The organism is Amycolatopsis sp. NPDC041971 (genome assembly GCF_055588925.1).
Window position 1 is genome coordinate 39253 of sequence record NZ_JBVJCE010000032.1, and the last position, 13864, is coordinate 53116.

Sequence of the window (13864 nt, forward strand, 5' to 3'; positions counted from 1 at the left end):
ATGTCCAGCGATAAGGATGTCAGGTCCCGAAATCGAAAGATCGGGGCCACCGGGGTGGTTCTGGGCGGAGGTCTCGGCACCCTGAGCGCCATCGGCGATCCGGCCGCTGCGCTGGCCCCGCTGTATGACACCGCGGCGACGGTCGGAATTCCGCTGGGCGGCGTGCTGCTCGGCGGCGCGATCGCGCACCACAAGTGGTATTTCTCGGAGCTGCAGAGCCTGCGGCGCGAGCTCGGCGACGACGGATGGATCACCCGGAAGGATCTCGGCGACTACGCGGGAGCCAGGGCGCTGTACAAGAGCGCCGACTTCCTTCGCCCGGACCTTCAGTACCGGTCCGGAACCACCCGCCGGCGGCAGGAGCCGACGGAATACGGCTTCAACCTCGGCAAGCTGATCACCGGCGATCGCAACGTCCGGGGCAAGAAGATCTACAGCCCCTATGGCCGGAGCCTGATGCTGCTGGGCCCACAGGGCTCCGGTAAGAGCCAGGAACTGATCAACCAGATCCTGGATTTCCCCGGCGCGCAGTATGTGGCCAGCACGAAGCTGGAACTGTTCGACGCGACCGCGCAACTGCGCGCTCAGCGGGGCAGGGTGTGGCTGTTCAACCCGGCCGGGCTCGGCGGGGTCGCCTCGACGTTCTCGTGGGATCCGGTGTCCGGGTGCCGTGACCAGGCGGTCGCCGACGCTCGGGCCTGGGCGCTGGTCCGCGGCGGCGGCGGTGCCGAAGGCATCGACCGCAGCGACTTCTGGGCGCGCAAAGCCCAGGAGATCATTCGCTGCTACCTCCTGGCGGCGGCCCTGATGAACTGGGACATGGGCGCGGTGCACTACTGGTCCACTAACCCCGATGACCAGACCCCGGTCGGCATCCTGCAGGCGAACCCGTCGTTCGTCCCGGCCGGATGGGTCAACACGCTCGAATCGAGCCTGAACGCCTCGCACAACACCCGCACCGGCTACTTCGCGACCGTGGTGTCCTGCGTCGGGTTCATGGACAACCCCACGGTGGCGGCCGCGTGCCGCCCGAAGCCCGAGGACAACTTCAACATGGCCGAGTTCCTCGCCTCGGGCACGCTGTACGCGGTCGGCAGCGACACCGACAAGCGGCTGGCGCCGCTGCTGACGGCGCTGACCGAGCACCTGTTCACCAGCACGAAGCAGGCGGCCGCGTCGGTCGGCGGCAGGCTCCCGCTCGGGATGGCGATGATGCTGGACGAGATCGCCCAGCAGACCCCGGTCCCGCTCGACAAGTGGTCGGCCGACTCGCGAGGCGCCAACATCACCCTCGTCGCGGTCTTCCAGGCTCTGGCGCAGCTGCGCATGACCTGGGGCGACGATGGCGCGAAGATCATTTATGAGAACTTGCCGACCAAGGTTGTCCTCGGTGGCATCAGCGACAGCGAGGACGTGAAGAAGCTTGCCTTCACCGCCCGGAAGCACTGGGGTGCTGACGAGACGGACACCAGGACGACGCAAAGCCACGGCGGGAGCAGCGTCGGCAGCAGCAAAAGGCGGATCCTCAAGGAAACGCTGCGGCCGGAGGTGCTCGCGGGCCTGCCGATCGGCTACGCGTACGTGACCAGCGGGAACTGGATGCGGTCCGGGGTCGTGAAGTATGAGCCCGGCCGGGATCGGGTGGCGCGTGAGCTCAAGGCTCTCGGCGGCGACGCGAAGCCCGTGCACGCACCACAGGCCCAGTGGCAGCAGGAAACGGCACCGGCGGACACGAGGGTGAGGCTGTGACCAGCGGACAGGACACCGGCGGCGGGCCCTCGGCGGGCCCGCCGTCGCGGGACCGGCTCCTGATCGATCTCGGTCAGGAGCTTCGCGCTATGCGGGTCGAGCTCGGCGAGGCGACCGGCAAGTTCAACGCGGTCGTGAAGGACGTCTCGGAGATCATCGGCCCGGACGTCGCGACCCTGCGGGCGGACGTCGCGGAGCTGCGCGGCGTCGTCGACGCCCTCGTCGGCGACGAGGACACGGAGATCGAGGAGGAAGAAAGCCGTCTGCACTGGCCGGACCTCTCGACCGAGGTCGCGAAAGAAGAGTGGGACGAGCTCGGGACGTGGGTCCACACGACGCTCGGCTACTGGTACCAGGTCACGCGGGGACAGCTGCCGGATTGCTGGCCGCTGCATCGTCCGGCGTTCCTGCAGGTGTGGTGGCTGCGCCTGACCTACGGCGACGCTCACACGGGTAACCGGGCGTCCTCGGTCAACATGGCCGAGTGGAACACGCGGTGGCTCGACGCGGCGCTGGGCCGGATCGCTGAGGCGATTCCGGCGACCATGTGCCGGGCGGTGCCCGGTGGTCCGGGGCAGCATCTGGTGCCCGCGCACGAGGCCCACCAGCGGGCGGCCGCCGGGCAGGCCGCACCTCAGCCGGTCGGCGGAACCCCGCGGCCGCAGGGCCAGTACTCGCTGCCGCAGTACGTACAGGCGACGCAGCAGGCCCAAGCGGTGATCAATCCGGGTTCGACGCCGGCGGCGGCGGAGCCGGAGCCGGTCGGTGCTGACAAGACGAAGTCGGCGTCGTCGGAAGTGACCGATCCGAAGTACTGGGGAGACTTCTTCACGCGGGCACGCGAAGAGGACCTCCGATGGCGGCGCGAACGGGACGCTGCCGCGGCCGCCGAGGAACAACCGAAGCAAGGGCAGTGACCAGGCGGAAAGTGGCCCCGACCGAAAGGTCGGGGCCACTTTTTGTCATGGATCTGTCCAGTTCCGTGGCACTCTGTCCAGGCATTTCGCAGGATTGACCTTCGGCGGTGTCGGCGTCTGGCCGTACCATCGGTAACTGGCCTGTGAACCCGCACTGGCCGTGCCAGGAGGTTCGTCCCGATGTTCGGCGACACTCGCGTGGATCCTGCGCCGTTGTTCGACCTGCAGACCGGCCGCCCGCCGGCTGACGCGTTCGACGTTCACTTCTCGGTGCCGACGAGCCTGTCGCTGTTCGGCGACGCCCTCGCACAGACCCCCTCGATGGAACATCTGCTCCCGCAGCTGGCGGACGTCTATCACCACGTCCTGGGCCAGGCGCTCACGACGCTGCAGCGGTTCGGCGGCTACGTCGAGCACCCGTCGACAGGCTCGTCGACGCCGGCGCGCCTCGAGCTCACCGCGCGCAGCGAGAACCAGGTCCCGGGCGAGCCGATCATGCGGATTCACGGGCACGTCTACGTCGGCCGGACCGCCGTGGCGCTCAGTGACGGCGCCCGGTACCCGGTGAACCTCCGGCGGCTGCGCCGCGCGGCCGACAACGCGTGGCGGTCGTACCTGCAGCTTCTGCAGAGCACGACGTCGGCCGAGTTCGGGTTGGTGTGGGAGGAACTGCCCGGACACCACCCGGCCGACAAGGAGATCGTCGAGCCGCCGTTCGCGCCGCACGTCCAGCTGCACCGTTCCCCTGACCAGGCGGTATGCCCTGGCGTGTACGGGCCGCTGGAAAGGATCGCCGCGGACTACCAGTGGCGTTCGGGCATCGCGGCGTCCGACGAGCGGGTCGCCGCCGAACGTCGGCACGCGGGCTGACGGCTTGTTCTACCAGCCCCGGCCGGGCTGGTGACCAGGGCCGTCGCGACGGGCGCGGTCGAGGTACGAGCGCCCTGCGGCGGCGTCGCGGTCCTTGAGCTGGCGGTTGATCCGTTCGGCGGCCGCGCGCGGATCGCGCTGCGGCGTCCGTTCGATGACCGGCTCGTCCCGGTCGGGAACGGTCACCTTCTCCTGCTGGACGTCGGCGGACTTCTCCGGCTTCACCGGGTCGATGCCGCGGTCGCGGCGGGTCCGCTCAGCGGTCTCCTTCTCGACGTCCTGCTCGGCGGCGGCGGCGCGTTCGGCACGGGCATGACGTGCGCTCTCGGCCGCTTCCCGACGGATCCGCTGAGCCTCCGCCGCGCGGGCCTCGCGGCGTGCTTCGGCGAGGGTGACCCGTTCGTCGAAGTCCTTGGCGGGCTCGGTGGTGGCGGCCTCGACCTCGTGGTCGTCGACGGGCTCGGCGACCATGCCGCGCACGGGCTGCTGCTCCACACGGTGTTCGACGCGCGGTTCGATGTCGAACATCTGCAGCTGGTCCGGGTCGGGTTCGACCGGCAGTTCCCGCTCGTCCTCGACGACGTCGACGGCGGGCGCGGGCGCGGGCGCGGCGGCATCCCGCTCGGCCGACGGCTCACGCTGCTGGTCAGCGGCGAGTTCCTCGGCTGCCTCCCGCTCGATCGTCTCGGCGCGCTCGTCCTCGGCGACCGGCTCGACGTTGAACAGCTTCAGCTGCGCCGGATCCTCGACGTCGATCTGGCGCTCGTCGAGCTCGGCATCGACGGCCTTCGGCAGGGTCTCCGGCGGTCCGGCGTCGAACAGCGGAATCTGGTTGCGGTCGACGCCATCGGGCAGGTCGACGCCGGCGGCAGTGAGCTGGTCGGCCCAGCGCTGCCACCACAGCACGTGCTCGACCGGCTCGGCGGCGGGCGCGGGCTGGTTGGCCGGGTCAAGCTCCCAGGCACGCGGTGCGGGCTCAACGTCCGGCTCCGGAGCAGCGCCGACCTCCTGCTCGGTGACGATGTCGAACAGCGACGTCTGTTCCGGCTGCGGCGTCGGCTGCAGCCGGGCCGGAAGTCCGCGGCGCTCGAGTTCCTCGGCCGCGAGCTGATCGGCCACCCTCGCCGGTTCGGTGCTGGCATACCAGCCCTGGCGGGCGTGGTGAATCTCGTCGAGCTGGCGGGCAGCCTCGGCCCAGTCCTGGCTCATCCGCTCCGCGCGCTGGACTTCCAGCCGTGTCCGGTCGTACTCGGGCGTGCCCTCGGTCAGCGTGTGCAGGCGCGCGGCGAACAGCACCGCGTCCTGGTGGTAGTCCTGCGCGTGCTGGTTCGCCGTTTGCAGCTCGTCGCCGACGAACTGCGGCGCCCAGAGCTGCTCACGCTGCCACCGGTCACGCATTTCACGAAGCTCGCCTTCGGATGCGCTCTCGTAGTCGAGGGTGTCGGCGGGGTTGCCGAGCGCCCGGTGTGCGGCCTTCCAGAGCGCGCGATGGAACTCGTTCTCCGGCGACGGAGCCGGGCCGATCGAGATCTGGTCGTCCGGAACGGCGTGCAGCTCGCGGTAGGCGGCGACAACGCCGGCGCGGTGCAGCCACTCGACCCGCTGCGCGGGATCTTCCGGCGGTGCGCCGAGATACTGCTGGGCCCACGGGGGCATGTCGGCTGCGGCCTCGGCGGCGAGAACGTTCTGCCGGTCGCTGGACAGAACCGCCATCTCGTGCAGGAACTGCCCGACCGGGCCCTCGATCGGGGCCTGGAAGGTAGTCCAGTCCCGCGCGTCGACTCGCTGCTCGCGCGGGCGGCCGTCGATCTCCTTCAGCACCCGGTGACGCAGTACCGCGGACACGCTGTCGGCACCGTCGAGGGCTCGCTTCGCCACGACCTCGGCGAGTACGGCGTCCACGTTGTGGCCGCCGAGCTCAGCGCTGCGGATGCTTCGCATGAGGGCCGGGAACGCCTCTTCCTTCCGGATCGCCGCGACCTTGTCGGCACCGAGCAGCATGCCAAGAACCTGGGTGTAGCGGTCGGTGCTGTAGTCCTTGGCGACGAGGTCCCACTGCGTCCCGATCCAGGCGAGGCTGCGTCCCTCTTCCTGGCTCGCGCGGAACTGCAGTTCGGCGGCGGTGGCCGCGCCGGAGCGTTCAAGCACGCCGGCCATCAGCTCGGCCGGGGTGACGTCGAGACCTTGTTCGTGGGAGTCCGCCGGTCGGCTGGTGGTCAGGTACGCGGTGTTGCGCAGCGCACCGCGGGTGAGCGCGACATAGGCGTCTTCGCGCTGGGACTCTTCGCTGAGCAGGGCGTGCGAAGTCTTCACCGTGCGGCCCTGGGCGGCGTGGACGGTCGAGGCGTAGGCGAGGGTGACGTTGTTGCGCACGTAGGAGTCGGGCAGGTGGGCTTCGATGCCGTTCTGGTCTTCGACCAGGAGGCGGCCCTGGTCGTCGCGGCCGACCACGGTGTAGGTGAGCCGGTTGGTGACAAGGCCTTCACCGTCGACCTGGATTGACCAGTCGTTGCGTCGGGCCTGAATGACATCCCCGACGCTGATCGACGTCTCATCCTTGAGTTCACCGATCGGCTCTTCGTGAACGCGGCCGAGCTCGATCAGTTCATCACGAATCGCGCGGGACAGCTCTGCGGCCGTTGCGTTGTCTCCGACGATCAACAGCGACTCCATCCCGGCGAGCGTGTCGGCGAGGTAGGCCCGCGTCGCGGCCTCCTGCATCTCGTCGACCGTGCCGCCGACCAGGCGGCCACGAGTGTCGTACTCACCGATGACCGACTGATCACCAGCGCGCAGCCGCAAACTGGCGGGACCTTCCCACGGAGACACGACGTTCTTGAAGCCGCTCGCCTCATGCCAATCGGGCTCAAGAATCCGGAACCGGTGGACTTCTTCGAGCTCGAAGGCGCCGTTGTCGGTGGCCAGCAGCTGCAACATGCCGCCCGCGCCGATCGCCGACAGCTGACCGTGGTCACCGGTGTAGACGAGCTTCCCGCCTCCGGCCTCGACGATGGAGCTGATCTTCGCCAGTTCGTCGCGGTTGGACATGCCGGCCTCGTCGACAACGAACATGTCGCTCTTGCGGACGAAGTCGTTCACGGTCCCGTGCTCGTCCGGAGTGAATCGTGCGAGGAACTGGGTGGTGTTGATCGCCTCCAAGCCCTCGTCGGACAGGACCTGTGTGGCGCGCTGGGAGGTCGCGAGGCCCATGACGCGACCGCCGAACCGTTCCTCCCACACCTTCGACACGACCCCGATGACGGTGGACTTTCCGGCCCCGGCCGGGCCGATCAGGGTGTCACCAGCGCGCCCGGACGAGACGATTCCGAGGATCGCCTCAACCTGGTCAGCGCCGATCGGCTTGTCACCGATCTTGATCGCGGAGACCTCGACGCGCAGCAGTTCCAGCTCCGGTCCTTCGATCTTCGGCGCGGTCAGCTGCGCGGCGCCGGCGACGATGCGCCGCTCGGTCGACAGGGCCGCTTCGGTCACATAGACCTCGTCGATGTGCGGCCGGTACAGGCTGCGGCCGTCCTCTTTGCGGCACAGTTCCTTGGGGACCTGAACCAGGTCCGGCGTGGTGAGGGTGAGCACGCCGAACTGGTTGCCGGGAGCGAGCACTTCCCGCGCCATCGCCTCGACGACCTGCGGCCGGCTCTCGGCCGGGCCGTCGACCCGCAAAAGTCGCTTGTCGATGGCCGCGGTGAGGTTCCCGATCGTCCAAGTCGGATACTGACGCTCGACGTCGCGCAGCGCGGCACGCTGGATCGCTTCCCTGTCGGTCTGATCGGGAAGGAACTGCAGATCGGGGTGCTGACCGTTGCGGATCTGGAACGCGGCCTCGGCGACGTTCTCCAGCTGCGCGGTGAGCGCGTCGGTGTGGCGCTCGCCCCATGAGGCGACAGCGGTCGGGCCTTGTTCGCCGGACTTGCGATCGCGGGTCTCGAGTGTCGCGGCCTGGTAGATCTTCTTCTCTGCGGCCGCGGAAGGGGCGTGGCCGTGGCGATCGACGTAGGCCTCGATCAGTTCCTCGGCGCGCTCGACAACCTGTTCGCGGCGGCTGCTGGCAGCCTTCGCGAGGTCCAGGTCGGCGCCGGCGATCTCCCGCGCTTTGCCGTCCGGGCGTGTGACCCACTCGAAGCCCAGATACTCCCGCGAGAGGTCCTCGATCGCACGCTCGTACACGGACGCGGTGGCTTCTTTGATGGGGCGTGATGCTTTGCTGTCGACGGTGCGGATCTTGCCGTCCGAGCTGGTGACCATGCGGTTCAAGACGCCGACGTGAGTATGGATCTGCGGGTCACCGTTACGGTTCGTCGAGTGCGGCCAGACGGTCATGATGAACCCGTCGGCCTTCTCGTACTTGCCAACACTGCGGCCGTTCACTGTGCGGCCGTGGTACCCGGTCCGGGTGTAAGCGGCGTGCTTCTCGGCGAAGCTCATGGCCATCGCGACGGCTTCGCGCTGGACGCGCAGCATCGTCTCCGCCTCCTGAAGACGACCAGCCGCGAGGTACGCGGCGTACTGCGTGCTGAACGTCTTCGACGGGCTGAACGTCCAGTCGTAGTAGGCGACCGCCTTGGTCTTCACGGCGCGGACTTCGTCGGCGATCTCCTGATGACGGTCCGGCGTGGCGTCCGGTTCCTTCTCCAGCGCGGCAGCCAGGCGCTCCTCGTAGTTCTTGAAGGTCATCGGCTTGCGACCCAGGAACTCGTCGGTCTCCGGGTCCTTCAGTTCACCGAAGATCTTGCGGACCATGTCCTCGTCGACCTGCTCACCCTCCCGCACCCCGAACAGGCTCAAGCCCTTGCCCATCCACCGGCCCGGCGCCTCGCCGTGTGCCGTGGCGGAGAGGTAGTAGTCGGTCGAATCGTGCTCGACCCCGACCTCGGGAGAGTGCTCGTGCTCAGCACAACCGGACCCCTTGACGAGGTAGTCCACGGCGTTGACGCCGACCGGCGTGATACGGAGCACGAGAACGATCTTACCCCAGAACCGACCATGATCATTAATAATGCCTAGGTGTGTGGGTTGAAGGGCAGTGAGTAGTGCAGGGGTGAGGTGAGAACGGGTGAGCGGGCAGGGAGAAGAAGGGAGATGGAGAAGGTGATGAGGCTGGGAGTAAGGAGGTGGCGAGAAGGGGAAGGTGAGAGGTGATGAGAAAGTGACGACGTGGGATCGGTGAACCGTCAGGAAAGTGGGCGTGGTGCCACACCGTCAGGTCACGAACTTGCGGCGGGCTCGCCGGTGAGGCGGGCCCTTCAACGCGACCAGCAACGATAGAGGGGGTCTGGGGGAGATGGGCTCCCCCAGAAATCTCCGGCGACACGACAGTCAGGCGCCGAACAGCGGGAAGCGCGCGAAGGCGCTGACCACAACTTCACGCACTTTGAGGGACGGGACATCCCGACCCGACCACGGAAGACATCATCGATGCCTACGCAACCGGGCAGCTCCGCGACCACAGGAACAGCAAAGCCCGGTGCCGCGAGCTGACACCGGGCTTTGCATCACACTGCCGTCACGCTCACGTACTTGCGGTCGGCTGGTCCTCCGCAGGCGGCGACGAATCGGCGCCACGCTCCGCCTTGTTCGGGCCTGGTGACGCGCCCCGCGCAGCCTTTGCCCCCTCAGCATCGCGCGCCGCGCGAACCATTGCCCGGACCTTCTTCACGGGAACGTCGGTCATCTGCGCAACCTGATCGGCGTTCCTGCCCAGCTCGGTCAGCTCTAGCAGGATCGTGCCAGTCCGAGCGTCGATCTCGTCGAGCTTCGGCACCGCCTGCTCGGTGATCTCGGCCTTCCGCTTCTCCAGCTTTGCCAGCTGAGCATCACGGTTCTTGATGACAGTCTCGCGTTCGAGATTCACCTGCGCGAAGTCGGCGAGCACGGCTTCTTCCCGCTCGCGGAGGCTGACCGTTTCAGCATCGACTTTGTCTCGCGCCTCAAGCAGTTTGTTCAGCGCAGCTCGCGTCGCGGACGCATAGTGCTTGTGCACTGGCGCGGTCTTCTCTGTTTCCGCCATCCCCCGAAACCTTCCTCGTCATGTGCCTTCCTCCTGGTCAGGATAGCTGCCAAGTGGTCATGACCTCGTGGCCGATTGCGTCACCGATCGTCGTGTGACGCAATCCGGGCCAGGTCATGCCCAGTAGGCGGAAGCGTCGTCGGTCATCCGCGTCGGCTGGCGACGGGGAAACGGCGCAGGAATACCGGCGAGATGGTCGTCGATCCATGCCAGGCCGCCGCGGTCGAGGACGTGCTGGGCGCGGGTGACCGACACGTAGGCGAGCATCGCCTCGGAACGAGACAGCTTCCCGGGTTTGCCGTTCTCGTCGGCCTTCGGCTGGCGGAAGTCGTCGGCGACCTGGACGCGATGCCACTCGCGCCCTTTGGCCTTGTGTGCCGTCGAGATCGTCAGCTGAGCCGTGTCCTCGTTGACCAGGCGGTTCGTTGCACGGATCAGCTCAGCGGGGCCGTGCTCGTCGACCAGGCGGACGAAGACGCCCAGATCAGCCCCGGCTTCGTCGTGCTCGATGTAGTCCTGGACCTCGCCCCAAGTCGTGAAAGCACACAGCTCAGGGTCAGACGTGCTACGCCCTGCCTGCAGGTCCTGGGCGGCTTCGGCGAGGCTCTTGATCCGGCCGCCACCACCGACCAGCGCGACCCGGCTGCCGTTGTCCATCGCCGCCATGGCGCGGCCCATCGCCATGGCGTTGGTCCGGCACAGGACGGCATCCGGCGAGGTCAGCGGGGCGAGGGACGAGGTCACGGACTCAGTGCCGGTGAGCCGGAGGTCGGATTCGAGTGCGGTGAGCCACTTGTTGGCCTCGTCGGCGACGGCCGGGCCGAATCGCCAGGACTGGGACAGCCGGAGCCGAGCGTCGGCGGGCCAGTGTTTCAGCGCGTCGATGGCTCCGCGCCATCCGTAGATCGCCTGGTTGCTGTCGCCGACGGCGACGAGCTGGGCTTGCTGTGCCTGTACGACCTTGGCCATCGCGGGGTTCGCGTCCTGCGCCTCGTCGAAGAACACGACGTCGGTCCCGAGGTTCGGGTTCGTCAGGGCCCACATCTTGAGGTAGTGGTCGTGGGCGAACCGGAGCTTGCCGCTCTTCTGGTGCAGCTCCGCCCACATCTCGACGGCCTTGGGCACGATGTACTCGCGCAGGGTGAGTTCGGCGTAGCTGTCGATCCCGTTCACCGGCGGAACGTGGTGAGCGCCGATCTCAAGGTCGGCGGACCGGCAAAACCGGTCGACGGTGTTCGCGGCGATCCGTGCGAGCGCGGCCGGGTCGAGGATCCGGGCGGCGGCGCTGGTCCTCACCTCCAGGCCCCTGGTGATCTTCATGATCTTCGCAGCCGTTTCGGCAGGAACCCGCGGACCGTTCAGGCGCGACTTGTACGCGTAACCCAGAGCGCGATAGGCGAGCGAGTGGGCGGTGGTGCACATGACGGTGCTGGGGAACTTCGCCTTGGCCTCGGCGGCGACGGTCTTGTTGAACGCTACGTAGATGCCCCGTCGGCCGCGGGGGAGCGAGAGCGCTGCCATCCGCAAGGTGGAGGTCTTGCCGGTTCCGGCACCGGCTTCGATTACCAGGTTCCGGCCAGAGACGCAGCCCTCGATGATGTCGGCCTGCTCGGCGGTGGGGCGGATGCCTCCGACAAGCGCGACCGGAGCAGCGGGGACAGCCATCGCCGCTTCCGTCACGGCGGCGTCTGTGACGGTTTCGGAGTCGCCGCTCCTACCAGTGGCCGGGTTCTCGGTGACCTCGACTACCTCGTCACGGTCACGAGATGACGGCCCCATGGCGCTCGTGTCGGTCACCAGACTGATCGCCGAGGCAGTGGTTTCCGATGACTCGATGTCCGGCAGAAGATCGAGCAGAGTGCACACGTGACGGAAGATGGTGGACAACTGGTCTTCGTCGATATCGCTTGCGCCAAGGGCACTGATCCGTGACCCCAGCTTGCGCATCGCGACCTCAGATTTGCACCTGAGGTCATCGATCGACTCGGCGTTTCGCTGGCGGTAGCTCGCCTGCTGACAGGCACGCGAGCAGTACTTCATCGTCCGTCCTGGGCCGGACGGACGCACATGGAAGTCTTTCCCGCACTGGCTGCACTGCCGCTTGATCGGCGCCCCGGCGGCGACTGTCGCTCTTTCCGTCACATTGGTTAGCGTGACGAAAACTTTCGGTGGTAGCAAGGTTCATCCGAGTGACCTGATGACCAACATCGCGGGGCACCGGCTCATGACCATTCTGGGCCACAGACGAACCGTCAAGGATGTGGAACGACCGGTCAGAGCAAGTCGAAGCGCCCTCTCAACCGGCAGGGAACTTGCGGCACCCTGCCCCAAAGGCACTACCGGTAGGCAGACGTGCCAGCGGACATCCCTGCCTGACCACGGGCATTGGGCCGGGCGGCGTCGCGTCGGTAGATCAGGTCGAACACCTCCTGGTAGCGCTTCACCCCGTCCTGCCCGAGGGTCCGCAACCCCGGATCGATCGCGGCGACGACCGCGTACACCGTGCTGTAGGAGGGCACCGGCCAGCCCAGTGTCGGTGCCAGCTCGGCGACGTGGCGGTGGATGGTCGCAGTGCTCGGCGGCGGCCGGCGCAGCGCGAGCCCCTCGATGAGCAACATCTGCTGCTCGGCATCTTCCGGTGGCCGCGGTCGATCCGGTCCGCGCGTGCGAGACCGGCCAGTCCGTGTTCGCGGTAGCGGGCGAGCCATCGCTGCGCGGTGCGCAGCGGCACACCAGCCGACCGGGCCGCACCCGAGAGAGACACGTCGTCCTCAAGATGCGGGCGCAGCACCGCGAAGCGCGCCATCGCGTGCTCGCGCTGGGCTCCGCTCAACGCGGCCAGTCCGGGCGAGACGGTGCCGACCCGGTTCGATGCGGTCGTCATGGTGATGTCATCGGCATCCGCCGCGATCGGCTCCAGCGGCCGTCCGGGGGTCCGTTCCACTTCCTTGGAAGTGGAACGGACACCCGGATGCCCTGCCGGAATTTCGCGACCACGGGAGATGGGTCGCTTGATCGTTCCGGAAATCGTTCCACAAGATGTGTTCCGAAACTAGAGTACGAAGATGACTTCCGGTACGGTTTGGCCATGAAAGCTAGCGAGCAACCCACAGTCGCGCACGAAGGCGCACAATCTGCCCGGCGGCAGGGACTCGACCTCGGCTACGCCCGGGTGTCGACGACCAAGCAGAACCTCGAGCGCCAGCTCGCCTCGCTGGGCAACGCTGGCATCTCCGACGACCGGCTCTACGTGGACAAGAAAACCGGCGCCACCGTCCACCGCCCCGGCCTGACCGCGTTGCTCACCTACGCCCGCGACGGCGACACCATCGTCGTGCACACCCTCGACCGGCTCGGCCGCAACCTGCGCGAGGTCCTCAACCTCGTCCACGACCTCGCCGAGAAAGGCATCGGCGTCCGTTCCCTGGCCGACCCGTTGCCTATCGACACCGCCGACGAGGGCATGGGCCGCATCGCGTTCCTGCTGCTCGCACTGTTCGCCGAGATGGAACGCACCTTCACCACCGAACGCGCTGCCCACGCCCGCGCCGTCGCCGAAGCCGCCGGCCGCCAAATCGGCCGGCCCGTTGCCCATCCCGCCGAGAAAATCGAGTACGCCCGGCTGCTACACCTGCAGGGCAACAGCCTTGGCCAGATCGCTGCGAAGACCGGAATCCCCAAGACGTCACTGCACCGCTACCTCGAGCGCATCCCATCCTCCGCCCCCACAAGCCAGGAGGCGTGAGATGCCGCTGACTGAACTGAAACTCACGCCGTTGCCGGGCGCGCCGTACGGAGGCCTCGAGATCACCACCTCGTGGAAGTACCTCAGCGCCACCCACCAGAGCGTCAGCGGGCTCTTCGACGCCCTGCACGTTCTCCGACTAAAGGGACAGCAGGGCAAGGAGGAGACCAGGGGCAAGCTGTCGGCCGACCAGCAAGACCTGCTCCGGGCAGCGCTGGTGTTCACCTCAAGCGGTTTGGACGCCTGCCTTACCAGGCTGCTGCGCGATACCCTGCCGGTACTGGTCGCTACGAACACGGCCGCCGAGAAACAGTTCAAGAAGTGGGTCGGTACCCGGCTGGACGCAACGGCGACCGGCAAGGTGGTCGGCGAGCTACGGCAGGCCATCCTCGACGACGATCCTCGTGCTCGCCTGGTGGAACTGTATGTAAAAGCGATTTCCGCCCCAAGTCTGCAGGCCACAGGTGACCTCCTCGCCATCCGCGATGCAGTAGGCCTAACCGCAGAACTAGTAAGTGACGAGCTCGTGGGCGATCTCGCACCGTTTTTCGCCGCACG

9 protein-coding genes are annotated in these 13864 nt (G+C 67.6%); 5 read left to right on the forward strand and 4 right to left on the reverse strand.

Annotation, left to right across the window (positions count from 1 at the left end):
* The 3 genes from ACZ6DT_RS39250 (at position 1) to ACZ6DT_RS39260 (ending at position 3536) form a co-directional block, all read left to right on the forward strand.
* Complete coding sequence (locus ACZ6DT_RS39250; RefSeq protein ID WP_465604855.1) at positions 1 to 1749, forward strand: type IV secretory system conjugative DNA transfer family protein; 1749 nt, start codon at positions 1 to 3, stop codon at positions 1747 to 1749.
* Entirely contained in the window at positions 1746 to 2666 is a 921-nt protein-coding gene (locus ACZ6DT_RS39255; protein ID WP_465604858.1) for a hypothetical protein, read from the forward strand. The genes ACZ6DT_RS39250 and ACZ6DT_RS39255 overlap by 4 nt, the downstream gene beginning before the upstream one ends.
* A 180-nt stretch (positions 2667 to 2846) precedes the next feature.
* A complete protein-coding gene (locus ACZ6DT_RS39260; RefSeq protein WP_465604861.1) occupies positions 2847 to 3536 on the forward strand; it encodes a hypothetical protein in 690 nt (229 codons plus the stop codon).
* Between the two features lie 9 nt (positions 3537 to 3545).
* Here the strand turns inward: ACZ6DT_RS39260 and mobF are convergent, their stop codons facing one another.
* From mobF to ACZ6DT_RS39280, 4 genes are all read right to left on the reverse strand, one after another.
* Entirely contained in the window at positions 3546 to 8510 is a 4965-nt protein-coding gene (gene mobF / locus ACZ6DT_RS39265; RefSeq protein WP_465604864.1) for a MobF family relaxase, read from the reverse strand.
* 553 nt (positions 8511 to 9063) lie between these two features.
* Positions 9064 to 9561 carry a hypothetical protein gene (locus tag ACZ6DT_RS39270; RefSeq protein ID WP_465604867.1) on the reverse strand — a complete coding sequence of 166 codons (498 nt, stop codon included), beginning with the start codon at positions 9559 to 9561 and terminating at the stop codon, positions 9064 to 9066.
* Positions 9562 to 9675: 114 nt separating this feature from the next.
* A complete protein-coding gene (locus ACZ6DT_RS39275; protein ID WP_465604870.1) occupies positions 9676 to 11427 on the reverse strand; it encodes a UvrD-helicase domain-containing protein in 1752 nt (583 codons plus the stop codon).
* Between the two features lie 574 nt (positions 11428 to 12001).
* A complete protein-coding gene (locus ACZ6DT_RS39280) occupies positions 12002 to 12292 on the reverse strand; it encodes a hypothetical protein (RefSeq protein ID WP_465604873.1) in 291 nt (96 codons plus the stop codon).
* On the opposite strand from ACZ6DT_RS39280, the gene ACZ6DT_RS39285 reads away from it, so the two are divergent.
* Together ACZ6DT_RS39285 and ACZ6DT_RS39290 are read left to right on the forward strand one after the other, a co-directional pair.
* Positions 12200 to 13306: a recombinase family protein gene (locus tag ACZ6DT_RS39285; protein WP_465604876.1), complete on the forward strand. Its 1107-nt coding sequence runs from the start codon at positions 12200 to 12202 to the stop codon at positions 13304 to 13306. The two genes, ACZ6DT_RS39280 and ACZ6DT_RS39285, sit on opposite strands and share 93 nt — an antisense overlap.
* Before the next feature lies 1 nt (position 13307).
* A partial coding sequence (locus ACZ6DT_RS39290) for a hypothetical protein (protein ID WP_465604878.1) occupies positions 13308 to 13864 on the forward strand: 557 nt, incomplete at its 3' end.

Coding starts and splice junctions, on each gene's coding strand:
- ACZ6DT_RS39270 (WP_465604867.1), bottom strand. CDS start 9,561: ATGGCGGAAACAGAGAAGACCGCGCCAGTGCACAAGCACTATGCGTCC.
- ACZ6DT_RS39260 (WP_465604861.1), top strand. CDS start 2,847: ATGTTCGGCGACACTCGCGTGGATCCTGCGCCGTTGTTCGACCTGCAG.
- ACZ6DT_RS39250 (WP_465604855.1), top strand. CDS start 1: ATGTCCAGCGATAAGGATGTCAGGTCCCGAAATCGAAAGATCGGGGCC.